22 protein-coding genes are annotated in these 24,047 nt (G+C 63.5%); 13 read left to right on the forward strand and 9 right to left on the reverse strand.

The features are described from left to right. The first annotated feature begins 131 nt into the window (after positions 1 to 131). Positions 132 to 404 carry an usg protein gene (locus tag NKJ72_RS23185; RefSeq protein WP_254820441.1) on the forward strand — a complete coding sequence of 91 codons (273 nt, stop codon included), beginning with the start codon at positions 132 to 134 and terminating at the stop codon, positions 402 to 404. Positions 405 to 447: 43 nt separating this feature from the next. Here the strand turns inward: NKJ72_RS23185 and NKJ72_RS23190 are convergent, their stop codons facing one another. After that, the gene (locus NKJ72_RS23190; RefSeq protein WP_352479570.1) at positions 448 to 1,482 is read right to left on the reverse strand and encodes an aldo/keto reductase; all 1,035 of its coding nucleotides are present in this window, start codon (positions 1,480 to 1,482) and stop codon (positions 448 to 450) included. Positions 1,483 to 1,538: 56 nt separating this feature from the next. Further along, positions 1,539 to 2,720 (reverse strand): MFS transporter, encoded by a 1,182-nt coding sequence (locus NKJ72_RS23195; protein ID WP_352479571.1) that lies wholly within the window; start codon positions 2,718 to 2,720, stop codon positions 1,539 to 1,541. Positions 2,721 to 2,858: 138 nt separating this feature from the next. Between NKJ72_RS23195 and NKJ72_RS23200 the strand changes: the two genes are divergently transcribed. Beyond that, positions 2,859 to 3,767, forward strand: coding sequence for a LysR family transcriptional regulator (locus NKJ72_RS23200; RefSeq protein WP_352479572.1), 909 nt, complete (start codon positions 2,859 to 2,861; stop codon positions 3,765 to 3,767). A gap of 63 nt (positions 3,768 to 3,830) precedes the next feature. On the opposite strand, the gene NKJ72_RS23205 is transcribed toward NKJ72_RS23200, so the two are convergent. Both NKJ72_RS23205 and NKJ72_RS23210 read right to left on the reverse strand, forming a co-directional pair. After that, positions 3,831 to 4,880: an aldo/keto reductase gene (locus NKJ72_RS23205; RefSeq protein WP_352479573.1), complete on the reverse strand. Its 1,050-nt coding sequence runs from the start codon at positions 4,878 to 4,880 to the stop codon at positions 3,831 to 3,833. Positions 4,881 to 4,989: 109 nt separating this feature from the next. Continuing rightward, on the reverse strand, positions 4,990 to 5,652 hold the full coding sequence (locus NKJ72_RS23210; RefSeq protein WP_352479574.1) for a YggS family pyridoxal phosphate-dependent enzyme: 663 nt from the start codon (positions 5,650 to 5,652) through the stop codon (positions 4,990 to 4,992). A gap of 145 nt (positions 5,653 to 5,797) precedes the next feature. Between NKJ72_RS23210 and leuS the strand changes: the two genes are divergently transcribed. Then, entirely contained in the window at positions 5,798 to 8,422 is a 2,625-nt protein-coding gene (gene leuS, locus NKJ72_RS23215) for a leucine--tRNA ligase (RefSeq protein ID WP_352479575.1), read from the forward strand. Continuing rightward, positions 8,409 to 8,990, forward strand: a complete 582-nt coding sequence (locus tag NKJ72_RS23220) for an LPS assembly lipoprotein LptE (protein ID WP_352479576.1) — start codon at positions 8,409 to 8,411, stop codon at positions 8,988 to 8,990. Before leuS ends, NKJ72_RS23220 begins: the two co-directional genes overlap by 14 nt. Positions 8,991 to 9,061: 71 nt before the next feature. Here the strand turns inward: NKJ72_RS23220 and fsa are convergent, their stop codons facing one another. After that, complete coding sequence (gene fsa, locus NKJ72_RS23225; protein WP_023678103.1) at positions 9,062 to 9,715, reverse strand: fructose-6-phosphate aldolase; 654 nt, start codon at positions 9,713 to 9,715, stop codon at positions 9,062 to 9,064. 90 nt (positions 9,716 to 9,805) lie between these two features. Between fsa and NKJ72_RS23230 the strand changes: the two genes are divergently transcribed. Beyond that, positions 9,806 to 11,989, forward strand: coding sequence for a primosomal protein N' (locus tag NKJ72_RS23230; protein ID WP_352479577.1), 2,184 nt, complete (start codon positions 9,806 to 9,808; stop codon positions 11,987 to 11,989). A gap of 11 nt (positions 11,990 to 12,000) precedes the next feature. Here NKJ72_RS23230 and NKJ72_RS23235 read toward each other — a convergent pair whose 3' ends face one another. Both NKJ72_RS23235 and NKJ72_RS23240 read right to left on the reverse strand, forming a co-directional pair. Beyond that, positions 12,001 to 12,456: a PIN domain-containing protein gene (locus NKJ72_RS23235; RefSeq protein ID WP_352479578.1), complete on the reverse strand. Its 456-nt coding sequence runs from the start codon at positions 12,454 to 12,456 to the stop codon at positions 12,001 to 12,003. Continuing rightward, on the reverse strand, positions 12,453 to 12,695 hold the full coding sequence (locus NKJ72_RS23240) for a type II toxin-antitoxin system Phd/YefM family antitoxin (protein WP_352479579.1): 243 nt from the start codon (positions 12,693 to 12,695) through the stop codon (positions 12,453 to 12,455). Before NKJ72_RS23240 ends, NKJ72_RS23235 begins: the two co-directional genes overlap by 4 nt. A gap of 215 nt (positions 12,696 to 12,910) precedes the next feature. On the opposite strand from NKJ72_RS23240, the gene NKJ72_RS23245 reads away from it, so the two are divergent. The 7 genes from NKJ72_RS23245 to lepB all read left to right on the forward strand — a co-directional run bounded on the left by NKJ72_RS23245 (position 12,911) and on the right by lepB (position 19,772). Continuing rightward, complete coding sequence (locus NKJ72_RS23245; protein ID WP_352479580.1) at positions 12,911 to 13,306, forward strand: AGROH133_08824 family phage infection protein; 396 nt, start codon at positions 12,911 to 12,913, stop codon at positions 13,304 to 13,306. A 246-nt stretch (positions 13,307 to 13,552) separates the two neighbouring features. Then, positions 13,553 to 14,113: a F0F1 ATP synthase subunit delta gene (locus tag NKJ72_RS23250; RefSeq protein WP_352479581.1), complete on the forward strand. Its 561-nt coding sequence runs from the start codon at positions 13,553 to 13,555 to the stop codon at positions 14,111 to 14,113. After that, positions 14,113 to 15,642 carry a F0F1 ATP synthase subunit alpha gene (gene atpA, locus NKJ72_RS23255; protein WP_254820453.1) on the forward strand — a complete coding sequence of 510 codons (1,530 nt, stop codon included), beginning with the start codon at positions 14,113 to 14,115 and terminating at the stop codon, positions 15,640 to 15,642. The genes NKJ72_RS23250 and atpA overlap by 1 nt, the downstream gene beginning before the upstream one ends. Before the next feature lie 28 nt (positions 15,643 to 15,670). Next, entirely contained in the window at positions 15,671 to 16,555 is an 885-nt protein-coding gene (locus tag NKJ72_RS23260) for a F0F1 ATP synthase subunit gamma (protein ID WP_254820454.1), read from the forward strand. 67 nt (positions 16,556 to 16,622) lie between these two features. After that, entirely contained in the window at positions 16,623 to 18,188 is a 1,566-nt protein-coding gene (atpD, locus tag NKJ72_RS23265; RefSeq protein WP_352479582.1) for a F0F1 ATP synthase subunit beta, read from the forward strand. A gap of 114 nt (positions 18,189 to 18,302) precedes the next feature. Next, on the forward strand, positions 18,303 to 18,710 hold the full coding sequence (locus tag NKJ72_RS23270) for a F0F1 ATP synthase subunit epsilon (protein ID WP_254820456.1): 408 nt from the start codon (positions 18,303 to 18,305) through the stop codon (positions 18,708 to 18,710). A gap of 90 nt (positions 18,711 to 18,800) precedes the next feature. Continuing rightward, entirely contained in the window at positions 18,801 to 19,772 is a 972-nt protein-coding gene (gene lepB / locus NKJ72_RS23275) for a signal peptidase I (RefSeq protein WP_502901888.1), read from the forward strand. 1 nt (position 19,773) lies between these two features. On the opposite strand, the gene uxuA is transcribed toward lepB, so the two are convergent. Together uxuA and NKJ72_RS23285 are read right to left on the reverse strand one after the other, a co-directional pair. Continuing rightward, complete coding sequence (gene uxuA / locus NKJ72_RS23280; protein ID WP_352479583.1) at positions 19,774 to 20,952, reverse strand: mannonate dehydratase; 1,179 nt, start codon at positions 20,950 to 20,952, stop codon at positions 19,774 to 19,776. Next, positions 20,949 to 22,427: a mannitol dehydrogenase family protein gene (locus tag NKJ72_RS23285; RefSeq protein WP_352479584.1), complete on the reverse strand. Its 1,479-nt coding sequence runs from the start codon at positions 22,425 to 22,427 to the stop codon at positions 20,949 to 20,951. The genes uxuA and NKJ72_RS23285 overlap by 4 nt, the downstream gene beginning before the upstream one ends. Positions 22,428 to 22,602: 175 nt before the next feature. Between NKJ72_RS23285 and uxaC the strand changes: the two genes are divergently transcribed. Next, positions 22,603 to 24,012, forward strand: a complete 1,410-nt coding sequence (uxaC, locus tag NKJ72_RS23290; protein WP_352479585.1) for a glucuronate isomerase — start codon at positions 22,603 to 22,605, stop codon at positions 24,010 to 24,012. Positions 24,013 to 24,047 lie beyond the last annotated feature (35 nt).

Consider the following 24,047-nt stretch of genomic DNA (forward strand, 5'->3'; position numbering starts at 1 on the left):
GTGAGGCGGCTGCTAAGCGCATGTTTTTGCGGGAGGAATCTGGTTTGATCGCAGAAATATCAATAGACGAATAAGCAAATGGGGTGCACAATTTCAGGCTGGGAGGAAGGAGAATCAACCAGGGGACCGCAATGCGCGACCATTCAGAAATGGACCTGATGCTCAAGGGCTATGGCTTGACCACGGCCAAGATTCTTTATCACTTTCCCGATCATCCGCATCTGCTGCAGAGCTTCATCTGGCAGGATTACGACATCGCCCCGAAATTTCCGGTGCTGATCCGCTTCATCGAGTTCTGGAAGGCCGAGCTCGAAGGCCCGCTGCATTCGGTCAGCTACACGCACCAGAAGCTGATCGCGCCGAACGAATGGCGCAAGGTCGACGGCGAGTTCGTGCTGCATTAGCCGGGGGCGGCAGCCCCGGGAGCCGCCGCCAGCTTTTGGAGCGTCAGACTGCGGGCGCGTTCAGCCGGGCAAACCCCTCCTGCCGGCGATAGGGAAAATACGGGTAGGGTGCGGTGACCTCACTTGCCGTGTCGAGCTTCTTCATCTGCTCGGCTGTCAAGGACCAGCCGACGGCGCCGAGATTCTGGCGCAACTGCTCCTCGTTGCGCGCGCCAATGATGACGGAGGCGACGGTCGGCCGCTGCAGCAGCCAATTGATGGCGATCTGCGGTAGGGTCTTGCCGGTTTCCTCGGCGACAACATCAAGCGCGTCGACGACCCGATAGAGATGCTCATCCTCGACGGGCGGTCCGAAGCTTGCCGTGTCATGCAGCCGGCTTTTCTCAGGCAGCTTCTGGCCACGGCGGATCTTGCCGGTCAGGCGGCCCCAGCCGAGTGGGCTCCACACCAGCGCACCGACACCCTGGTCGAGGCCGAGCGGCATCAACTCCCATTCATAATCGCGTCCGACCAGCGAGTAGTAGACCTGATGGGCGACGTATCGGGGATAGCCATATCTGTCCGCCAGGCCGAGTGACTTCATCACTTGCCAGCCGGAAAAATTGGAGACGCCGGCATAACGCAGCTTGCCGGCGCGCACGAGACCGTCCAGCGTCGACAGCACTTCCTCGATCGGTGTTGCGGCATCAAAGGCGTGCAGTTGCAGCAGGTCGATGTAATCGGTGCCAAGACGCTTCAGCGCGTCTTCGACGGCCTTGATCAGGCGTGAACGTGACGAGCCGGCATCGTTGGGACCGTCGCCCATCGGCAGCGAGGTCTTGGTCGAGATCAGCACGGCGTCGCGGCGGCCTTTGATGGCAGCGCCGAGCACTTGTTCGGAAGCGCCAATCGAATAGACATCGGCGGTGTCGAACAGGTTGACGCCGGCCTCTAGGCAGATGTCGACCAGCCGCCGTGCTTCCGTCGCATCGCTGTTGCCCCAGGCGCCGAACAGCGGGCCTGAACCGCCGAAGGTTCCAGCGCCGAACGAGAGTGCCGGGACCTTCAGGCCTGATGCGCCAAGATTTCGATAATCCATGGGTTTGCTCCTTGTGGAAGGATGGCTGTTTCAAAGATTGGTTGAGGTTTGCCGTTCTATGACGGCGCGATTTCCGGTGTGGGGAGGGCGGGGTCTCGGTCGAGGCGCAGAGCAAACGCCGCCACGGCAAGCGCTGAAAGCGGCAACAGGGCCGCGACCCAGGTGACGGCGCCGAGGCCGGGACCGTGCGCGATGACCACGCCGCCGAGCCAGGCGCCGGCCGCGTTGCCGAGGTTGAAGGCGGCGATGTTGAAGGACGAGGCGAGGCTCTGGCCGGCGCCTTGTGCCTTTTCCAGCACCCACATCTGCAGTGGCGCCACGGTGGCGAAGGCGGCGGCGCCGAGCAGGCCGACATAGATAACGGCCATGACCTGGCTGTGCAGGGCGAAGGTCATGGTGCCGAGCACCAGCGCCAGGACGACGAGACTGCCGAGAACGGAAGGTAGCAGCCGGCGGTCGGCGAACTTGCCGCCGGCGATGTTGCCGGCGATGAGGCCGCCGCCGAAGACCAGCAGGATAGGCGACACCGCTGCTTCCTCAAAACCGGTGATCTCGGTCAGCAACGGGGCGATGTAGGTGAAGACGGCAAAGACGCCGGCATAGCCAAGCACGGTGGTGGCAAAGCCAAGCAGGACGGGCGTGCGGCCGAGCACGGCGAGATCGGCGCGCAAATTGCTCTTCTCAGGTTCTGTTCGGCTGCGCGGCACCAGCAGGAGAATGATGGCGAAGGCGGCGATGCCGACCAGGGTCACCGCCCAGAACGTCGCGCGCCAGCCGAAGGCCTGGCCGAGCCAAGTGCCGAAGGGCACGCCGAGGATGTTGGCGATGGTCAGGCCGGTGAACATCAGGGCGATCGCCGAAGCTTTCTTGTTGGGCGCCACCAGCCCGGTCGCCACGACCGAGCCGACGCCGAAGAAGGTGCCGTGGGCGAAGGCGGTCAGCACGCGCGCACCCATCAGCGTCCAGTAGTCTGGGGCAAGCGCACAGGCGAGGTTGCCCAGCGTGAAGATCGCCATCAGCGACAGAAGCACGGTCTTGCGCGGCCAACGGCCGGTTGCGATCGTCAGCAGCGGCGCGCCGATGACGACGCCGAGCGCATAGCCGGAAATAAGCTGGCCGGCAGCCGAGATCGAGACGTCGAGATCGGTGCTGACGTCGAGCAGCAGTCCCATTATGACGAATTCGGTGACGCCGATGCCGAACGCACCGGCGGCAAGAGCGTAAAGAGCAAACGGCATGGCGGTTCCCACTTCGATGACGACCAGTTTTGACGACGGGCGCCGTGCTCCTCCTACGCCCCAATCCGGAAGATCGTGTCGCGATGTGCCGTGAACCAGCCTTGCATCGGGCACATCGTCTGTGAAATAGATTCACCAATGGCCAGGCCCGACATCAACCGCTCCGGCGAGATCGAAGTGTTCGTCCGCGTGGTCGAGGCGGGCAGCTTTTCGGCCGCTGCCCGTGCGTTGCGGATGACCCCGTCGGCGGTGAGCAAGCTGATTGCGCGGCTGGAGGCACGGCTCGGCGCGCGGCTGGTCAGCCGTTCGACGCGCAAGCTGCAACTGACGCCGGAGGGGGCGGCCTTCTTCGACAGCGGCGTGCGTATCCTGGCCGATATGGCAGCGGCCGAGCGCGAGGCGGCGGCGGGTGCCGCGCCGCGTGGCCGGCTGCGGATCAACAGCTACGTGCCTTTCGGGCAGCATCGGCTGATCCCGATTTTGCCGCGTTTTCTAGAGCGCTACCCCGAAATCTCGGTCGATCTGGTGTTGACCGACGATGTCATCGACCTGATGGAGGAGCGCGCTGACGTCGCCATCCGGGCCGGGCCACTCGGCGAATCACGGCTGGTGGCGCGCAAGCTCGGGCAGAGCCGGGTGGTCGTCGTTGCGGCGCCATCGTATCTCGAAGCGCGTGGCACGCCCATGACGCCCGCCGATCTCGATCGTCACAACCGGATGGGCTTCCGTTTCGTACGCCACCTCGAGGGCTGGCCTTTTATCGATGCCGCCGGCAAGCCGATCACCCTGTCGATCATCGGAAATACGCTGGTCAGCGACGGCGAGGCGATGCGGCTGATGGCTCTCTCGGGGGCGGGCATCGCCCGGCTGGCAAGCTGGCATGTGGAGGCCGACATTGCCGCCGGCCGGCTCCTGCCGCTGCTGGAAGAGTTCAACCCCGGCGACGAGGAACTCACCCACGCCGTCTATGTCGGCCAAGGCAAGCATCTGCCGGCGCGGGTGCGGGCCTTTTTGGACTTTTTGGTCGAGACTGTCCGGCTGAACTGAGCCCAAAACGATCGGGAGCCTGCCGGCTCCCGAAGCAACGAAGGTGAGGAAGGTAAGATTGAGTTACTTTTTCGGCACAAAGGGCGCCGGCCGTCGGCCGGCCGCCTGACGCTCTAGCATCCAGCCCGGATATTCGGCGGGCAGGGCACTGACTTCGTCGAGGCGAACAAGATCATCGGCATCGAGCAACAACTCGGTGGCTGCAAGGTTCTGTTCCAGCTGCTCCATGCGGCTGGCGCCGATGATGACGCTCATCACGAATGGCTTGGCCAGGACATAGCCGAGCGCCACCGTAGCGACGCTGGCGCCGTGCTTGGCGGCGATCTCGCGCATAACGGCGACTGCTGCCCAGGCACGGTCCTCATTGACCGGCGGGAAATTGAAGCTGGCGCGGCGGCCCTCGCCATTGCCGGGGGCGCCCGGTCCGTATTTGCCGGAGAGCAGGCCGCCAGCCATCGGCGACCAGACCATCAGCCCGAGCTTCTCCTCGCTGAGCAGCGGCACGATCTCGCGCTCGAGATCGCGGCCGGCGATCGAATAATACGACTGCACGGTCTCGAAGCGGGCAAAGCCTTTGCGCTCGGCAATACCCAGCGCCTTGGCGATGCGCCAGGCCTGCCAGTTCGAGACGCCGACATAGCGGACCTTGCCGGCGGCAACCAGGTCGTCGAGCGCCCGCAGCGTTTCGTCGATCGGCGTCACCGTGTCGGTGCCGTGCAGTTGGTAGAGATCGATATGATCCAGCTGCAGCCGTTCGAGGCTGCCTTCGACCGAATCCATGATGTGGCCGCGCGAGGAACCACGCTGGTTCGGGCCTCCACCCATGGCGCCATGAACCTTGGTGGCGATGATCACGTCCTGCCGGTTGACGCCAAGGTTCCTGAGCGACTGGCCGAGAAGCCGTTCCGAGGCGCCGAAGGAATAGACATCCGCCGTGTCGAAGAAATTGACGCCGGCGGCGAGCGAGCGGGCAACGATCTCGTCAACGCCCTTCTGGTCGAGGCTGGCGATCAGGCCCCATTGGGCATTCTCGCCGGCCGCGCCGAACGTCATCGTGCCGAGGCAAAGTTCGGAGACGAACATCCCCGTATTTCCAAGTTGATTGTAACGCATGGTGGCTCCAGACGGGTTGAGAATAACTCGAGCCATATAGGAACGAAACGTTCCGTTTCTATACCTTGGCTTAGTCAATGTCAGCCTGTGGCCTAAGGCCGGCTGCGCCTCATCTGGCGCCGAAAATCGCCGATCCAACCCTGACACTGGTCGCGCCGAAGGCGATCGCGGTTTCGTAGTCGCCGGACATGCCCATGGAGAACTTGTCGACCCCGGCCTCAAGCCCAAGCTTTTCCAGCAGCGCGAAATGCGGACCGGGGTTCTCGCCGGCCGGCGGAATGCACATCAGCCCTTCGATGGCGAGGGCGTGAACCGAGCGGCAGCGGGCCACGAAGGCGATAGCCTCGCGCGGCTCGATGCCGGCCTTTTGCGGCTCGGAGCCGGTGTTGACCTGGACATACAGCCTTGGTGACCGGCCTTGCCTGGCGATCTCCTTGGCGAGTTCGGCGGCGATCTTTTCACGGTCGACGGTTTCGATGACGTCGAACAATGCCACCGCTTCCTTTGCCTTGTTCGATTGCAGTGGACCGATCAGATGCAGCTCGACATCGGGAAACGCCGTCCGCAGTGCCGGCCATTTGGCTTGTGCTTCCTGAACCCGGTTTTCGCCGAAGACGCGCTGGCCGGCCTCGATGACGGGGCGGATATCGGCGGCGTCGAAGGTTTTCGAGACCGCGACCAGCGTCACCGCTCCAGCGTCGCGTCCTGCCTCGCGCTCGGCGGCAGCGATCCTTGTCTTAACCGTGAAAAGCTGTTCGACGGCGCTCGCCATGCCTATATCCTGCCTGTGTTTGGCTTTCGCCGGATCGCCGCAGTTGACGGGTCCGGCAATCCATGGTGAACACCGCGACGACATTTCCTGAGCCGCCCGGGCATTGTCCGGCGGCTCGCGCATGCTTTTAAGTGAAAAACACCCGATGGCAACCGAACGATACAATCCGCGCGCGTCAGAGCCCAAATGGCAGAAGGCCTGGGACGCCAAGAAGCTGTTCGAAGCCGACAATGACGACCCGCGCCCGAAATATTACGTGCTGGAGATGTTCCCCTATCCGTCGGGGCGCATCCATATCGGCCATACCCGCAACTATACGATGGGCGACGTGGTGGCGCGCTACAAGCGGGCCAAGGGTTTCAACGTGCTGCACCCGATGGGCTGGGACGCCTTTGGCATGCCAGCCGAAAACGCGGCGATGCAGAACAAGGTCCATCCCAAGGACTGGACCTATCAGAACATCGCCGCCATGCGCGAGCAACTCAAGGTCATGGGCCTGTCGCTCGATTGGGCGCGCGAGTTCGCCACCTGCGATGTCGATTACTATCACCGCCAGCAGATGCTGTTCCTCGATTTCGTCGAGAAGGGGCTGGTGACGCGCAAATCCTCCAAGGTCAACTGGGATCCGGAGGACATGACGGTGCTTGCCAACGAGCAGGTCATCGACGGACGCGGCTGGCGCTCAGGCGCGCTGGTGGAACAGCGCGAGCTGACGCAGTGGTTCTTCAAGATCACCGACTACGCGCAGGACCTGCTGGATTCGCTCGATCAACTCGACGACTGGCCGGAAAAAGTGAAGCTGATGCAGGCGAACTGGATCGGCCGTTCGGAAGGGCTGCTGATCCGCTGGCCGCTGGCCAAGCCAGCAGCCGGCGAGCATGAGCTCGAAATCTATACGACAAGGCCTGACACCATCTTCGGGGCCTCCTTTATGGCGATTGCCGCCGACCATCCGCTGGCCAAAAAGGCCGCCGAAGACAATCCGGCGCTGGCAAAGTTCATCGACGAGGTCCGCCATATGGGCACCTCGGTGGCGGCCCTGGAGACGGCGGAGAAGAAGGGCTTCGATACCGGCATTCGCGTCGTCCATCCGTTCGACGAGAAGTGGACGCTCCCCGTCTACGTCGCCAATTTCGTGCTGATGGACTACGGCACCGGCGCCATCTTCGGCTGCCCGTCCGGTGACCAGCGCGACCTCGACTTCGCCAACAGATACGGCCTGCCGGTCATTCCGGTGGTGATGCCGGAAGGCGAGAATCAAGGAAGCTTCCAGGTCATCGATGAGGCCTATGTCGGCGACGGCGTGATGATCAATTCGCGCTTCCTCGACGGCATGAAGCCTGATCAGGCGTTCGACGAGGTGGCGAAGCTGCTGGAACAAAAGACCATCGGCAACCGGCCGATGGCCGAGCGCAAGGTGAACTTCCGCCTGCGCGACTGGGGCATTTCGCGCCAGCGGTATTGGGGCTGCCCTATCCCGATGATCCATTGCGAGGATTGCGGCGTGGTGCCGGTGCCGAAAGCCGACCTGCCAGTCAAGCTGCCGGATGATATCGAGTTCGACCGGCCGGGCAATCCGCTCGATCGCCATCCGACATGGCGGCACGTCAAATGCCCGCGTTGCGGCAAGGACGCGCGGCGCGAAACCGACACGATGGACACGTTCGTCGATTCTTCGTGGTATTTCGCGCGCTTCACGGCGCCCTGGGCAAACGATCCGACCGATCCCAAGGCCGCGACCGAATGGCTGCCGGTCGACCAGTATATTGGCGGCATTGAGCATGCGATCCTGCATTTGCTCTATTCGCGCTTTTTCACCCGCGCCATGCGCGAGACCGGCCATGTCGATCTGGCCGAGCCGTTCAGGGGCCTGTTCACGCAAGGCATGGTGGTGCACGAGACCTATCGGGTTGGCGGCGCCTCGAACGGCCGCTGGCTTGCGCCCAGCGAGGTCAGGCTGGAAGACGCCGACGGCAAGCGCCGCGCCTTCGAAATCGCCACCGGCGAAGAGGCGGTGATCGGTCCGCTCGAAAAAATGTCGAAGTCGAAGAAGAATACGGTGAGCCCGGAAGAGATCACCGACGGCTACGGCGCCGATACGGCGCGCTGGTTCATGCTGTCGGACTCGCCGCCCGAGCGCGATGTCGAATGGACCGACGAGGGTGCGGCCGGCGCCCATCGCTTCATCCAGCGCATCTGGCGCCTGGTGTCGACGGCTGCCGAATCGCTCGCCGGAGTCCGGCCAGAGGCGGCGAAGGACGGCGAGGCCGGGACAGTGTCCAAGGCCGCGCACAAGATCTTGAAATCGGTCGGCGAGGACATCGAAAAGCTCGCCTTCAACCGCGCCATCGCCCGCATCTATGAGCTCGCCAATGCCTTGACCGTACCGCTCAACGAGGCGGCAGAGGGCAAAGCCGGTCCGGCGCTGCAAGCGGCCTGCCGTGAGGCCGTCGAGATCCTGGTGCACCTGATCGCGCCGGTCATGCCGCATCTGGCAGAGGAGTGCTGGCAGACGCTCGGCGGCACCGACCTTGTCGCCGAGCGGCCCTGGCCGGACTACGATCCCTCGCTTGTCGTCGACGCCGAGATCGTGCTGCCGGTGCAGGTCAACGGCAAGAAACGCGGCGATTTGACAATTGCCCGCGACGCGGATCAAGGTGCGGTCGAAAAGGCGGTTCTGGCTCTCGACTTCGTTCAGAAAGCGCTCGAAGGTAAGGCGCCGCGCAAGGTGATCATCGTGCCGCAGAGGATCGTCAATGTCGTTGCCTAAGCCGCGAAAGACAGAGCTGACGGTGCGCCGTATCGTGCTTTGCGGGCTGCTCGCCTCGGTGGCGCTGGTTTCCGCCTGCACGGTGCGGCCGCTCTATTCGAGCGCGCCGCTGGTCGCCGGCTCGCAGGTCGGCGCTGCTGCGGAGCTGGCATCGATCTCGGTCAAGCCGGTCAAGACCCGCTACGCCCAGCAGGTCCGCAACAATTTGATCTTCGCACTCGGCCAGGGCGCCGGCGAGCCAGCTTCGCCGGTCTATTCGCTTGATCTGGGCGTCTCCGAACTCGTCGAATCGGCGGCAATCGAGCAGGTCACGACCGACGAGGACGAGCCGACCGCCGGCACCGTGACGCTGACCGCCAACTATGTGCTCAGCGATGCCAAGACGGGCACGGTCATAGCGAGGGGCAAGCGCTCGATTCCGTCGTCATACGACAGGCCCCGCCAGGAATTCGCGTCATACCGAGCCCAGATCGACGCCGAGAACCGTGCGGCGCGCGAACTGGCGGATGTGCTGCGGCTGTCGATCGCGCAGGATCTGATCAAGCACGGCAAGCCGGCGGCAAGCTAAGTCTTTCAAGAGTGCGCAATCTGCAAAAAAGGCCGATTGCTCGGCCTTTTTGTGTTCGTAGGATAGTCGCTTCAGCCGATCTTCTGCCCGGTCTTTGCCCAGTCGGCGAGGAACAGCTCCAGGCCCTTGTCGGTCAGCGGGTGCTTGACCAGTGCCTTGAGCGTTGCCGGCGGCGCGGTGATGACGTCGGCGCCGATCAGCGCCGCCTGCTTGACATGGTTCACGGTGCGCACCGAAGCGGTCAGGATTTCAGTCTGGAAGTCATAATTGTCATAGATGGTGCGAATATCGGCAATCAGCTCCATGCCGTCCCAGCCGCTGTCGTCGATGCGGCCGACGAAGGGCGAGATAAAGGAGGCGCCGGCCTTGGCGGCGAGCAGCGCCTGGGTGGCCGAGAAGCACAGCGTGACGTTGACCATGCGGCCGTCCGACCGGATGTCCTTGCAGGCTCTCAGGCCGTCGAGCGTCAGCGGCACCTTGATGCAGACATTGTCGGCGATCCTGGCCAGGATCTTGGCCTCCGCCATCATGTCCTTGTATTCGGTGGCGACGACTTCGGCCGAGACCGGGCCCTTGACGATCTCGCAGATCTCTCTTGTGACGTCGGCGATCTTGCCGCCGGATTTCAGGATCAGCGACGGATTGGTGGTTACGCCGTCGAGTAGCCCCAGATCGTTCAGCTCGCGGATTTCCTTGACATCGGCGGTGTCGACAAAAAATTTCATGGCGGTCTCCTGAAGATTTTTCATGTGCACGTCATGCACATTTGGGGTCGGACTTTGATCTAGACCAAAGTCGGGGCAAGGTCACGCCTCATGATCGAAGATTCGCCCTTTGTCGCGGCCGCACCGGTGCTGGTGCCGATGCCCGCCGAGCGCCCCTACACCTATGCGGTGCCGGCTGGCATGCGCGTGGTGCCGGGCTCGATCGTGCGCGTTCCGCTTGGGCCCCGCCAGGTCGCCGGCATCGTCTGGGACGGCGTCGTCGAAAAGGTCGACGCGAAGAAATTGCGGCCGATCGAGCAGGTTTTCGACTGCCCGCCGATCGACCGCGCGATGCGGCGTTTTGTCGATTGGGTGGCGCAGTACACGCTGTCGCCGCCCGGCATGGTGGCGCGCATGCTGCTCAGGGCGCCAGAGGCGTTCGATCCGGAGCCGTGGATCGAAGGGCTGCAGCGCACCTTCGCCAGACCCGACCGGATGACGGAGGCGAGGACGCGCGTGCTGGAGACAGCCGAAGGCGGACTGGCCTGGACGCGGTCCGGCCTGGCGCATGCGGCAGGCGTGTCGTCGACGGTGGTGGACGGGCTGCGGGCGCAGGGCGTATTCGAGACGGTGATGATCCCGCCGCGGCCGGTGGTCGCAGCACCCGACCCGGGCTACGCCCAGCCTTCACTGATGCCGGACCAGAGCGATGCCGCCGAGACGCTGCGCGCCAATGTCGCGACCGGCACATTCGGGGTCACCCTGCTCGATGGTGTAACCGGATCCGGCAAGACGGAGGTCTATTTCGAGGCGGTCGCGGCGGCGCTCGATCGTGGCAAGCAGGTGCTGATCTTGCTGCCGGAAATTGCGCTGACCCACGCTTTTCTCGAACGCTTCCAGGAGCGGTTCGGCGCCAAGCCGGCGGAGTGGCACTCGGACCTGCCGCCAAGAATGCGCGAAAAGGTCTGGCGACAGGTGGCGGAAGGCGGCGTGCGGGTCGTTGCCGGCGCGCGCTCGGCGCTGTTCCTGCCGTTCAGGGAGCTTGGACTTATCGTTGTCGACGAAGAGCACGATCCCGCCTACAAGCAGGAGGATCGCGTCTTCTACAACGCGCGCGACATGGCCGTGGTGCGCGGCCATATCGGCGGCTTTCCAGTCGTGCTCGCTTCGGCGACGCCGTCGGTCGAAAGCCGGGTCAATGCCAGCCAGGGCCGCTACAGCAGGGCGGTGCTTTCGGCGCGCTTTGCCGAGGCGGCACTTCCCGATCTCAAGACGGTCGACATGCGCCGCGCGCCGCCGGCACGCGGCGGCTTCCTGTCGCCGGTGCTGCTCGGCCATATGCGGCAGACGCTGGAGAGAAAGGAACAGTCGCTGCTGTTCCTCAACAGGCGCGGCTATGCGCCGCTGACGCTCTGCCGGGTCTGCGGCCACCGCTTTGGCTGTCCGGTCTGCTCGGCCTGGCTGATCGAGCATCGCTTTCGCGGCCAGCTCGTCTGCCACCACTGCGGGCACAATGAACGCCGGCCCGAAGCCTGCCCGGAATGCGGCACGCTTGACCATCTGGTCGCCTGCGGGCCGGGCGTCGAGCGCATCGCCGAGGAGGTCGTCGCGCATTTCCCCGATGCCCGCACCATCGTCTTGTCGTCCGACCTGATGGGCGGCGTGCGACGGCTGCGGCTCGAGCTTGAAGCCATCGCCAATGGCGAGGCCGACATCGTCATCGGCACGCAACTCGTCGCCAAGGGCCATAATTTCCCCAACATGACGCTGGTCGGTGTGGTCGATGCCGATCTCGGCCTTGCCAATGGCGACCCGCGCGCCGCCGAGCGCACCTTCCAACTGCTCAGCCAGGTGACCGGCCGCGCCGGCCGCACCGGCAAGAAAAGCCTCGGCCTGCTGCAGACCTTCCAACCCGACCACCCGGTGATGCGCGCGATCGTCTCCGGCGACGCCGAGGCCTTCTACGAGCGCGAGATCGCCGAGCGCGAGCGGGCGGGGCTGCCGCCCTTCGGCAGGCTCGCCGGCGTCATCGTCAGCGCGGCGACACGCGCCGAAGCCGAAGGGCACGCCCGTGGCCTGCGTCGCGCCGCGCCGCAAGCCACCGACCTGTTCGTGCTCGGCCCGGCCGAGGCGCCGCTGTCATTGATCGGCGGCCGCCATCGCTTTCGCCTGCTGATCCAGGGCGAGCGGCGCGCCGATATGCAAGGGTTCATTCGTACCATGCTGGCCGAGGGACCGAAGATAAGGGGCTCGGTGCGAGTCCAGGTCGACATCGACCCGCAGAGCTTCTTGTAGCTCGTTGGACATTAGTCGGCGGCAGGCGGGTCTCGCAGTATATCCCAACACCCCACATCGAGCGCCTCAAAATGCCTGACGTTGGCCGTAATGACGGTAAGCTCGTTAACTGCCGCCGTAGCGGCGATCAATATGTCGGCAAGCCCCGGATTCTTCCCGTGTGCAGAGGCTGCTTCCTCCATCTGCCCGGCTCTTCGAGCCACATCGGCGTTGACCGCTAGGATTTGATCAGCAAATCCTTCGATGAGATCGTTGAGCCAGTCAGTAAGACCCTCCACCCGTCTTGTGGCCCCGGCACGATCGAGCTTGCGTATGCCTTTCTCGATTTCGGTGATTGCTATTACAGGCACGAACAGCGTCTGCTTTTCGCCTTGGGTCGCGATCCAGGTGGAGATGTCTTTTGCAAGCACCGGCTTTCCGGGCGCGAAGGCGGATAGAATCGATGTATCGATGAGATAGCCGTTCAAAGATCGACATCCCGCGAGGGTGCTTCGTTCCTCTCAAGTTCTATCCCTCCGGGATAGGTCAAAAGAAATTCCCCAAAGTTCCGGCGCTTAACGGGGTATAGCTTCTGAACATCCTCGATCGAGACGATCGCCGCCGCTGGTTTACCATGCTTCGTAATGATGGTTGGCTCGCCGTTCTCTGCGGCCTCGACGAGCGCCGAGAATCCTGCCTTGGCATCCCGAACCTGCATCGTTTTCACAACCGCTCTCCTGTGGTCTCATGTGGTCATAATATATAGCAACTATACAGGAAAGGAACAGCCCTAGCTTGCTCGACGGGATGAACTGGAATCGGCGGCGACCTCTTATCGCCCGCTGAAGAGATCGCGCCTGCGTGGCCAATATCTATCTGGCGAATGTCTCTTGCTTCGCTAAACTGCCCGAGATTTCAGGGATGCATCTACGAGGGGGCAAGATGGAATTTACGTTTCCGTGGCCGATGAGCCAGGGCGAGTGGTTGGCGTGGTCGAGTGCGGTCGCGACCTTATTGCTCGGCCTATTGCTATTCCTGGCGCCACAGCCGGCATTCCGCATCCTGCGGCTGCAGGTCAGACCGGAGAAGGCAGCGGCGATCGCCGAGGGGCGCGGCCGGATGTCGGGCTTTTATCTCGGCGTCAGCCTGTGCTGCATCCTCCTAGCGCAGCCGTTGCTCTACATGGCGCTCGGCTTCTCCTGGCTGTTCACCGCCTTCGGCCGGCTGCTGTCGATGATGTCGGATGGCGCCAATACGCCGTTCAACTGGGCTTCCATCGTCGTCGAGCTGGTGCTGGCGGCGCTGCCGCTTGCCTTCGCCTTCGGCTTTTTGCCCTGAATCAGGGATCAATCCGGGGTTGGTTGCTGAACTCGGCTAGCGGATGCGACAATAGTGCCTGAAAACCATGCCGGACGACGCATTGCGGTCTGAAAATGCCTGTGCTAGACGGCAATCGACTTTCGACCGGGGATAGCGGAAGCCGCGCCTCCGTGCTTGGAAAAATGCAGTAAGGTCAAAGATTTAGCCAGAGTTTTTGCTCGCGCCAACAATCTGCGGCCTGTCAGACAAGAGAAAAGACGGTCCGTGGCCCAATCGTCATCGCCAATCTCAGGTGTCGCAGAACGCTATGCGGGTTCGCTGTTCGAACTCGCGCTGCAGGCCAATTCGGTCGCGAGCGTCGAGGCCGACCTCAACAGGTTCGAAGCCATGCTCGAAGGCAGCGCTGACCTTTCGCGGCTAATCAGGAGCCCGGTCTTCTCCAGCGAGGACCAGGCCAAGGCGATCGCCGCGATCGCCGACAAAGCAGGGATTACCGGCCTCACCGGCAATTTCCTGCGCGTCGTTGCCCAGAATCGCCGGCTGTTTGCCGTGCCCGGCATGATCAAGGCGTTCCGCCAGATCGCCGCCGAACACCGTGGCGAGACCGCTGCCGAGGTCACCTCGGCGCATGCGCTGACGCCTGCCCAGGAAACCGAGCTGAAAGCGGCGCTGAAAAGCGTCGCCGGCAAGGACGTGGCTATCTCGGTCACCGTCGATCCGTCGCTGCTCGGCGGACTGGTGGTCAAGATCGGCTCGCGCCAGATCGATACGTCGCTCAAAACCAAACTCAATTCGCTCAAGCTTGCACTGAAAGAGGTCGGCTGATGGACATCCGCGCCGCGGAAATTTCCGCAATTCTGAAAGACCAGATCAAGAATTTCGGCAAGGAGGCCGAGGTCTCCGAAGTCGGCCAGGTGCTGTCCGTCGGTGACGGTATCGCCCGCGTCTACGGTCTCGACAATGTCCAGGCCGGCGAGATGGTCGAGTTCCCCGGCGGCATCCGCGGCATGGCGCTCAACCTCGAAGCCGACAATGTCGGCGTCGTCATCTTCGGCGCCGACCGCGACATCAAGGAAGGCGACACCGTCAAGCGCACCGGCGCCATCGTCGATACGCCCGTCGGCATGGGCTTGCTCGGCCGCGTCGTCGACGCGCTCGGCAACCCGATCGACGGCAAAGGCCCGATCCAGGCCACCGAGCGCAAGCGCGTCGACGTCAAGGCGCCCGGCATCATCCCGCGCAAATCGGTGAACGAGCCGATGTCGACCGGCCTCAAGGCCATCGACGCACTGATCCCGGTCGGCCGCGGCCAGCGCGAACTGGTCATCGGCGACCGCCAGACCGGCAAGACCGCGATCATCCTCGACACCATGCTCAACCAGAAATCGGTGCACGACAACGGCCCTGAGAAGGAAAAGCTGTACTGCGTCTATGTCGCCGTCGGCCAGAAGCGCTCGACGGTGGCGCAGTTCGTCAAGGTCCTGGAAGAGCGCGGCGCGCTCGACTATTCGATCATCATCGCCGCGACCGCCTCCGATCCGGCGCCGATGCAGTTCCTGGCGCCGTTCACCGCCTGCACCATGGGCGAATATTTCCGCGACAACGGCATGCATGCGCTGATCAGCTACGACGATCTGTCGAAGCAAGCCGTCGCCTATCGCCAGATGTCGCTGCTGCTGCGCCGTCCGCCGGGCCGCGAGGCCTATCCGGGCGACGTCTTTTACCTGCACTCGCGCCTGCTTGAGCGCGCCGCCAAGCTCAATGACGAAAATGGCGGCGGTTCGCTGACGGCGCTGCCGATCATCGAGACGCAGGCCAACGACGTTTCGGCCTACATCCCGACCAACGTCATCTCGATCACCGACGGCCAGATCTTCCTGGAAACCAATCTGTTCTTCCAGGGCGTCCGTCCGGCGGTCAATGTCGGCCTGTCCGTGTCGCGCGTCGGCTCCTCGGCGCAGATCAAGGCGATGAAGCAGGTTGCCGGATCGATCAAGGGCGAGCTTGCGCAGTACCGCGAGATGGCTGCTTTCGCGCAGTTCGGCTCCGACCTCGATGCCGCCACGCAACGCCTGCTCAACCGCGGCTCGCGCCTGACCGAGCTGTTGAAGCAGCCGCAATTCTCGCCGCTCAAAGTCGAGGAGCAGGTCGCGGTGATCTTCGCCGGCGTCAACGGCTATCTCGACAAGCTGGCGATCAACCAGGTCGGCAAGTTCGAGCATGGCCTGTTGTCGCATATGCGCTCGGCCGGCAAGGACGTGCTCGACGGCATCCGCAAGGAGAAGGCGCTGTCCGACGATCTGCGCGCCAGGCTGAAGGCGGAAATCGACGCCTTCGCCAAGACCTTTGCTTGAGCAGGACGGACGGGATCAGGTTTGAAGCATGCCTTCGTTAAAAGACCTTCGTAACCGTATCGCCTCGGTCAAGGCGACGCAGAAGATCACCAAGGCGATGCAGATGGTCGCCGCGGCGAAGCTGCGTCGCGCGCAGGAAGCGGCGGAAGCGGCGCGTCCCTATTCGGAGCGCATGGGCGCGGTGCTGGCCAACATCACCCAGGCGATCGGCGGCGGCGGCGATGCCCCGGCGCTAATGACCGGCACCGGCAAGGACGACGTGCATCTGCTTGTCGTCTGCACGGCCGAACGTGGTCTGTGCGGCGGCTTCAATTCGCAGATCGCCCGTTTTGCCCGCGACCACATCCGCAAGCTTCTGGCCGACGGCAAGCAGGTCAAGATCATCTGCGTCGGTAAGAAGGGGTTCGACATATTGCGCCGCGACTACGGGGCATTGATCATCGAGCGTGTCGATCTGCGCGAGGTCAAGACGCTGGGCTTCGTCAATGCCGACGCCATCGCCAAGAAGGTGATCCACCTGTTCAACGAAGGCGGCTTCGACATCTGCACGCTGTTCTATTCACAGTTCAAGTCGGTGATCAGCCAGATCCCGACGGCGCAGCAAATTATCCCGGCGGGCGCGCCTTCGGCTGCCGCGGAAGTGAAGGATGGCGGCAGCGCCGTCTACGAATACGAGCCGGAGCCGGGCGAAATCCTCTCCGATCTCATCCCGCGCAACATTTCCGTGCAGGTTTTTCGCGCGCTGCTCGAGAATGCTGCCGGCGAGATGGGCGCCAAGATGAGCGCCATGGACAATGCGACGCGCAACGCCGGCGACATGATCAACAAATTGTCGATCACCTACAACCGCCAGCGGCAAGCGCAGATCACCAAGGAATTGATCGAAATCATTTCGGGCGCCGAGGCGCTCTAGGCACGCTCACAAGGAGGTCATCGACCTCAAGCGTGTGAGAAACAAAGAGACGAAAAGGGTAAAGACGATGGCGAAAGCAGCGACCCCGAAGACGGCAGCCCCTAAGGCCGCGGCACCAGCAAAGGCTGCGGCGGCAACCAAGGCCGCTCCGGCCAAGAAGGCGGCAGCAACCAAGGCCGCCGCTGTGAATACGCCGGCCGCCACCATCAAGAAAACCGGCCTGGCCGGCAAGGTTCGGCAGGTCATCGGCGCCGTTGTCGACGTCCAGTTCGGCGAACATCTGCCGGCGATCCTGAACGCGCTTGAGACGATCAACGTCGGCAATCGCCTGGTGCTCGAGGTTGCCCAGCATCTGGGCGAGAACACCGTGCGCTGCATCGCCATGGACTCGACCGAAGGGCTGGTCCGCGGCCAGGACGTCTATGACACCGGTGCACCGATTACCGTGCCGGTCGGCCCGGGCATGCTCGGCCGCATCATTAACGTCATCGGCGAGCCGGTCGACGAGGCAGGCCCAGTCGACGGCATCGAGATGCGCTCGATCCACCAGCCGGCGCCGACCTATGTCGAGCAGTCGACGGAAGCGCAGATCCTGGTCACCGGCATCAAGGTGCTCGACCTGCTGGCCCCCTATGCCCGCGGCGGCAAGATCGGCCTGTTCGGCGGCGCCGGCGTCGGCAAGACGGTGCTGATCCAGGAACTGATCAACAACGTCGCCAAGGCGCATGGCGGCTTCTCGGTGTTCGCCGGCGTCGGCGAGCGCACCCGCGAAGGCAACGACCTCTATCACGAGTTCATCGAGTCCGGCGTCAACAAGAAGGGCGGCGGCGAAGGATCCAAGGCGGCGCTCGTCTATGGCCAGATGAACGAGCCGCCGGGCGCCCGCGCCCGCGTCGGCCTGACCGGCTTGACGGTTGCCGAATATTTCCGCGACCAGGGCCAGGACGTGCTGTTCTTCGTCGACAACATCTTCCGCTTCACGCAGGCGGGTTCGGAAGTGTCGGCGCTGCTCGGCCGCATTCCTTCGGCCGTGGGCTACCAGCCGACGCTGGCCACCGACATGGGTGCGCTGCAGGAGCGTATTACCACGACGACCAAGGGCTCGATCACCTCGGTGCAGGCGATCTATGTGCCGGCCGACGACCTGACCGACCCGGCACCGGCGACATCGTTCGCCCACCTCGACGCGACGACCGTGCTCAACCGCGCGATTTCGGAAAAGGGCATCTATCCCGCCGTCGATCCGCTCGATTCGACCTCGCGCATGCTCGACCCGATGGTCGTCGGCGAAGAGCATTACCAGGTCGCCCGCCAGGTGCAGTCGATTCTCCAGCGCTACAAGTCGCTGCAGGATATCATCGCCATCCTGGGCATGGACGAGCTGTCGGAAGAGGACAAGCAGACGGTTGCCCGCGCCCGCAAGATCGAGCGCTTCCTGTCGCAGCCCTTCTTCGTCGCCGAAGTGTTCACCGGCGCACCGGGCAAGCTGGTCGACCTCGCCGACACCATCAAGGGCTTCAAGGGCCTTTGCAACGGCGACTACGACCATCTGCCGGAGGCGGCCTTCTACATGGTCGGCGGCATCGAGGAAGCGGTCGAGAAGGCACAGCGCCTGGCCGCCGAAGCGGCTTAATTTAGGGAATAGGGAGTAGTCGGTAGTGGTTAGGGAATAGCAGCTGCGTGATGTGGGCCGGTTAGGGCCAGTTGCTACTGCCTAGTTTCCTATTCTCTACTCGCTAAATTGATCATGCCTGAAGCTTTCAAATTCGAACTGGTCTCGCCGGAGCGCCTCTTGGTTTCCGAGCAAGTCGAATCCGTCGTCATCCCGGGCGCCGAAGGCGAGATGACTGTCATGGCGCATCACGCCCCGGTCATGACCACAATCAAGCCGGGCGTCGTTACGCTGAAGACCGCGCAAGGCAAGGAAGAGCGCTATGTGGTGTTCGGCGGCTTTGCCGACATCGTTCCGGCCGGCTGCACGCTGCTGGCGGAATCGGCTGTGGCCGTCGGCGACATCGACCGCGCCGACCTTGCCCGCCGCATCCAAGAGGCAAAAGAAGACGCCGCCGACGCCAAGGACGATCAGACCCGCAGCAAGGCCGAGCAGTTCCTTAGCCAACTCACCACGCTCGAAGGCGCCATCCTGCCGGCTTGAGGTTCGCTCAAATGACCGACTGAAAAAGCGGGCTTGCCCCGCTTTTTTGTTTGGTGGACAGTCTGGCTGCCTGGGCATTGAGGGGTGGCCGTGACGGAAGAAACAGCGCAACGAGAAACAGCTTCGCGATCCCTGTGGTCGACGGCCTTGGTGTCAGCCTTCGGCGGTCCGTTCGGCGGCTTTCTGTGGATCGGCAGCGGCAAACTGGCCGTCGTCAGCCTGGTGGTGATCAGCGTCGTCGTTTTCGCGCTTATTTACATTGGCTTTCCGGTATTGCCTGGCGTCGATCTTGGTTGGTGGGCCAATTTTTCAGGGATCGGTTTGATGGCCCTGTGGGCAGCGATCGTTGTTCCCTTCGCGCACCGGTTCAAGCCGGACAGATGGTACGCGCACGGGCTTTCGGTGCTGGTGCTCGTCTTTCTGACCACGTATCCGGCCGCATTTGCGATGCGCGCGTTCCTATTCCAGCCGTTCTCCATGCCGTCCAGCAGCATGGTTCCAACGCTGGCGGACGGGGATCATTTCTTCGTTTCCAAATTCGCCTACGGCTACAGCCGCTATAGCGTCCCGTTTGGACTGCTGCCTGTTGACGGCCGGATATTCGGCGCCGAGCCAAGGCGAGGAGATATTATGGTGTTCAGGCTGCCATCTGAACCGGACATAGAGTACGTCAAGAGAGTCATCGGCTTGCCCGGCGATAGGATTCAGATGGTGGGCGGGGTGCTCCACATCAATGGCGTGCCAGTGAAGCTAGAGGATGTCGGTGACTATTCCTCCGGCGAAGTACAGTCGGCCAAGCTCCAGCGGGAGACACTGCCGGAGGGCATTTCTTATTCGGTAATCGACTTAGGCAACTCGATCGGCGACGACACACGCGAGTTTGTGGTGCCTACGGCAGAGTATTTCACATTGGGGGACAATCGCGACAACTCCAACGATAGCCGCTTCCTGGTGGGTTTTGTCCCCTATGAAAATCTGGTCGGCAAGGCCGTGCGGCTGTTCTGGAATTCCAAGGGCGTCGACTATTCTTCCCGACAAATATTGGATCCTTCAGGCAAATAGCTCAAACTGTCAGCGCCTCCACTGCGCGCATGACGCCGCGCAGTTCGGCGAGGCCCTTCAGGCGGCCGATGCAGGAATAGCCGGGGTTCACCTTCTTGCCGATGTCGTCGACGATGGCGTGGCCATGGTCGGGGCGCATCGGAATCTGCCAGTCCGCCCTGCCTGCCGCCTTGCGCCGGCGCTCTTCGCCAATCAGCGCCGACACGACCGCCACCATGTCGGTGTCGCCGTCGAGGTGCTCGGCTTCGTGGAAGGAGCCGTCTGGCTCCTTGGTGACGTTGCGCAGATGGGCGAAATGGATGTTTTCGGCGAAGGCCTTGGCCATCGTCGGCAGATCGTTCTGCGCGCCCGCCCCGTAGGAGCCGGTGCACAGCGTCAACCCGTTGGCCGGCGAAGCGACGGCGTCGAGCAGCGCGCGGGCATCATTAGCATTGGAAACGATGCGCGGCAGGCCGAACAGCGAAAAAGGTGGATCGTCGGGGTGGATCGCCATCCTGACCCCGACCTCTTCGGCCACCGGCACGATCTCGCGCAGGAAGGCAAACAGGTTTTCGCGCAGGCCTTCGGTGGAGACGTCCTTGTAGAGGTCGAGGGCGCGGCGGAAGCTTGCCCGATCGAAGATGAATTCGCGCGCCGGGACCCAGCCGATCAGGTTGCGCTCCAGCCTTGCCTTGTCGCTGTCGCTCAGTCCTTGCAGTCGCACACGCGCGGCTTCGACGCGGGCCGGCGGGTGATCGGCCTCCGCCCCTTCTCGCTCAAGGATGAAGACGTCATAGGCGCAGAGCTCGACGACATCGAAGCGCAGCGCCGTGCCGCCATGCGGCATGGGATAATCGAGGTCTGTGCGCGTCCAGTCGGTGATCGCCATGAAATTATAGCAGACGGTATTGATCCCGGCGGCGGCGACGGAGCGGACCGACGCCTTGTAATTGTCGATCAGGGTGCGCCAGTTGCCGCTGCGGGTCTTGATGTCCTCATGGACGACAATGCTTTCGACCACATCCCAGGTCAGGCCCGCTGCCTCGATGTCGGCCTTGCGCCTGGCGATCTCGTCCGCCGGCCAGGCGCGGCCGTCATTGAGGTGATGCAGCGCGCTGACGATGCCGACGGCGCCGGCTTGACGGACATGGGCAAGCGTCACCGGATCGTCTGGCCCGAACCAGCGCCAGGTTTGTCTCATGGCTTCTCACTCCGTATGCCAAGCGCCGCGAAGGCAGCGGCAGGTCCGCCCCGCCGCAGGCGCTCGAGATGGGCTGCCGTCAGATCGATCAGTGTCATGCGGTGGGAATGGTCTTTGGCGAAGCCGGCGAGATCGAATATCGCTGTCACCGTTTCATCAGCCGGCCGGCTGCCGAGCGCCGTAAGCGGAGTGTCGATCGGGTCGGTAAAATGGGCTTCCGGCAAGGTTTTGCCGCGCGCCTCGCAAGCGGCGATCCAGGCCGCCACCACCAACATGAGATGCGCGGGCGGGTCACCGGCGCTCAGTCGATCGAGGGCCGAGGCGACTATGCGCTGCGGCAGCTTCTGGCTGCCGTCATTGGCGATCTGCGCCGTGCGATGGGCGAGCGCGGTGTTCGAATAGCGTTCGGCGAGCTGGGCCGTGTAGCCGGCCGTATCGAGCCCGGCGTCCTGCGGCAGTGTCGGGATAGCCTCGGCCCATAGTCCGTCGACGAATTGTCGGATCGCCGGATCGGCAAAGGCGCGGTCGACCGTGTCGAAGCCGCTGAGCAGGCCGAGATAGGCGATTGCCGAATGCGAACCGTTGAGCAGCCGCAGCTTCATGTCCTCGAAGGGCCCGACGTCGCCGACCATGGTGACGCCGAACTCTTCCCAGACCGGCCTGCCTGCCGGGAAATCATCCTCGACCACCCATTGGCAGAACGGCTCGGTCATCACCGGCCAGGCATCCTCGACGCCGAGCTCGACGGCGATACGCGCCCGGTCGGCATCGGTGGTCGCCGGCACGATGCGGTCGACCATGCTCGACGGGAAGGCGACGCCGTCGGCGATGTGCCCGGCAAGGCCGGGATCGCGCAGTGCTGCGAATTCGACCAGCAGGCGGTGCAGCGTAGCGCCATTGGCCGGAAGGTTGTCGCAGCAGAGCACGGTGAAAGGCTTGATGCCGGCGAAACGGCGGCGCGACAGCGCTTCGGTGAGAAAACCATGCGCCGTCCGTGGCATTTGCGGGTTAGCCAAATCATGGACGATGTCCGGATGGGTGCTGTCCAGACCGCCGCCGGCTGCTCTCAGATAAGCCTTTTCTGTGATCGTGAGCGTGACGATGCGGGTGCGCTGATCCGTCAGAGCGGCGAGCACCGCAGCCGGATCTTCCGGCGCCACCAGCAGCGACAGGATCGAACCGATGACGCGCAGCTCTTCGCCGATGCTGCTCCTGATCGCCAGCGTGTAGAGGCCATCCTGCGGCGCCAGTGCGTCGCGCGTGTCTGGACTGCGCAAGGACACGCCGACAATGCCCCAGTCCGCCTCGCCCGCCGCCAGGCAGTCGTCGACATAGGCCGCCTGATGGGCGCGATGGAACGCACCGACGCCGAGATGGACGATGCCCGGTGCGACGCCGCCGCGGGCGTAGCGCGGAACCGCGACCGAAGCCGGCAGTGCCTTCAGCGTACTGTTGGAAAGGCGTCTGTTGGTCATTGCGCCACGTGTCTGATCGAGATTGTTGGGTCCCTGCTGGCAGGCGGCGTAACACCCGATGCCGTCACGCACAATGGGCAATGGCCGACGAAAAGTCATCATACAACAACCCAGTTTTTGTATGTTGACATTATTTCTTTCCAACCCTACCGATGTCCGGGTTGGGAGGATTTACGTGGCCGCATTGACGGATCCGGACTTGCTGTTTGCCGCCGAGGCGCGCCCGCTTTCGCTGGCCCGCGATCTCTACGCGGCGGTCAAGGATCTGCCGATCGTCAGCCCGCACGGCCACACCGATCCGCGCTGGTATGCGCTCAACGAGGCGTTTCCCGATCCGGCGCAATTGCTGATCGTGCCGGACCACTACATTTTCCGCATGCTGTTCAGCCAGGGCGTTCGGCTTGAGGACCTTGGGGTGCCAACGCTTGACGGCTCGCCGGTGGAGACCGACGGCAGAACGATCTGGCGGCGCTTCGCCGAGCATTATTACCTGTTTCGGGGTACGCCGACCCGGCTGTGGTTCGACCATGTGCTCGCCCATCTGTTCGGCATCGGCGAGCCGCTGAATGCCAAGACAGCCGACCGCCATTACGACACGATCGCGACGCTGCTGCAGCGTGAAGACTATCGCCCTCGGGCGCTGTTCGAGCGCTTCAACATCGAGGTCATCGCGACGACGGAGGGCGCGCTCGACGATCTCCAATGGCATCGAACGATCCGCGACAGCGGCTGGCAGGGCCGCGTCGTCACCGCCTACCGGCCGGATGCGGTCGTCGATCCCGATTTCGAAGGTTTTTCGGCCAATCTCGACCGGCTTGGCGAGATCACCGGCTGCGACACCGGCACTTGGGCCGGCTATCTCGATGCGCATCGCCAGCGGCGCGCCTTCTTCAAGAGTTTCGGTGCGACGTCCTCCGATCACGGCCATCCGACGGCCGACACCGCCAATCTTTCGGATGCCGCCGCCGCGGAGCTGTTCAACCGTGTCCGCCGGGGCTCGGACGACGAGCGCGAGCGAAAACTGTTTCGCGCCCAGATGCTGACCGAGATGGCCAAGATGAGCCGCGACGACGGGTTGGTCCTGCAGATCCATCCCGGCTCCTGGCGCAATCATTCGCCTTCTATCTTTCAGAAGTTCGGCAGGGATAAAGGCTTCGACATCCCGACCCGAACCGATTATGTGACGGCGCTGAAGCCGCTGCTCGACTGTGTCGGGCTGGAACGCGACCTCACCGTCATCCTCTTCACCCTCGACGAGACCAGCTATGCGCGCGAGCTGGCGCCGCTCGCCGGCGTCTACCCGGCATTGAAGCTCGGGCCGGCCTGGTGGTTCCACGACAGCCCCGAAGGCATGCGCAGGTTCCGTGAGATGACCACCGAAACCGCCGGTTTCTACAACACCGTCGGTTTCAACGACGACACCCGCGCCTTCCCATCCATACCGGCCCGCCATGATGTGGCGCGCCGGGTCGATTGCGCTTTTCTGGCGCGTCTCGTCACTGAGCATCGGCTCGGCGAAGACGAGGCGCACGAGCTGGCGCAGGAACTTGCCTATACGCTCGCGAAAAAGGCGTACCGGCTCTAACGGCGCTTGCCGCCATCGTTTCAAAACGGGAGGAA

The organism is Mesorhizobium sp. M0045 (assembly GCF_040323385.1).
Lineage (GTDB): Bacteria > Pseudomonadota > Alphaproteobacteria > Rhizobiales > Rhizobiaceae > Mesorhizobium.

Excerpts from the sequence above, each read along its gene's own strand:
- NKJ72_RS23185 (WP_254820441.1), top strand. The coding sequence starts at position 132 with ATGCGCGACCATTCAGAAATGGACCTGATGCTCAAGGGCTATGGCTTG.
- NKJ72_RS23190 (WP_352479570.1), bottom strand. The coding sequence starts at position 1,482 with ATGGATTATCGAAATCTTGGCGCATCAGGCCTGAAGGTCCCGGCACTC.
- NKJ72_RS23195 (WP_352479571.1), bottom strand. The coding sequence starts at position 2,720 with ATGCCGTTTGCTCTTTACGCTCTTGCCGCCGGTGCGTTCGGCATCGGC.
- NKJ72_RS23200 (WP_352479572.1), top strand. The coding sequence starts at position 2,859 with ATGGCCAGGCCCGACATCAACCGCTCCGGCGAGATCGAAGTGTTCGTC.
- NKJ72_RS23205 (WP_352479573.1), bottom strand. The coding sequence starts at position 4,880 with ATGCGTTACAATCAACTTGGAAATACGGGGATGTTCGTCTCCGAACTT.
- NKJ72_RS23210 (WP_352479574.1), bottom strand. The coding sequence starts at position 5,652 with ATGGCGAGCGCCGTCGAACAGCTTTTCACGGTTAAGACAAGGATCGCT.
- leuS (WP_352479575.1), top strand. The coding sequence starts at position 5,798 with ATGGCAACCGAACGATACAATCCGCGCGCGTCAGAGCCCAAATGGCAG.
- NKJ72_RS23220 (WP_352479576.1), top strand. The coding sequence starts at position 8,409 with ATGTCGTTGCCTAAGCCGCGAAAGACAGAGCTGACGGTGCGCCGTATC.
- fsa (WP_023678103.1), bottom strand. The coding sequence starts at position 9,715 with ATGAAATTTTTTGTCGACACCGCCGATGTCAAGGAAATCCGCGAGCTG.
- NKJ72_RS23230 (WP_352479577.1), top strand. The coding sequence starts at position 9,806 with ATGATCGAAGATTCGCCCTTTGTCGCGGCCGCACCGGTGCTGGTGCCG.
- NKJ72_RS23245 (WP_352479580.1), top strand. The coding sequence starts at position 12,911 with ATGGAATTTACGTTTCCGTGGCCGATGAGCCAGGGCGAGTGGTTGGCG.
- atpA (WP_254820453.1), top strand. The coding sequence starts at position 14,113 with ATGGACATCCGCGCCGCGGAAATTTCCGCAATTCTGAAAGACCAGATC.
- NKJ72_RS23260 (WP_254820454.1), top strand. The coding sequence starts at position 15,671 with ATGCCTTCGTTAAAAGACCTTCGTAACCGTATCGCCTCGGTCAAGGCG.
- atpD (WP_352479582.1), top strand. The coding sequence starts at position 16,623 with ATGGCGAAAGCAGCGACCCCGAAGACGGCAGCCCCTAAGGCCGCGGCA.
- NKJ72_RS23270 (WP_254820456.1), top strand. The coding sequence starts at position 18,303 with ATGCCTGAAGCTTTCAAATTCGAACTGGTCTCGCCGGAGCGCCTCTTG.
- uxuA (WP_352479583.1), bottom strand. The coding sequence starts at position 20,952 with ATGAGACAAACCTGGCGCTGGTTCGGGCCAGACGATCCGGTGACGCTT.
- NKJ72_RS23285 (WP_352479584.1), bottom strand. The coding sequence starts at position 22,427 with ATGACCAACAGACGCCTTTCCAACAGTACGCTGAAGGCACTGCCGGCT.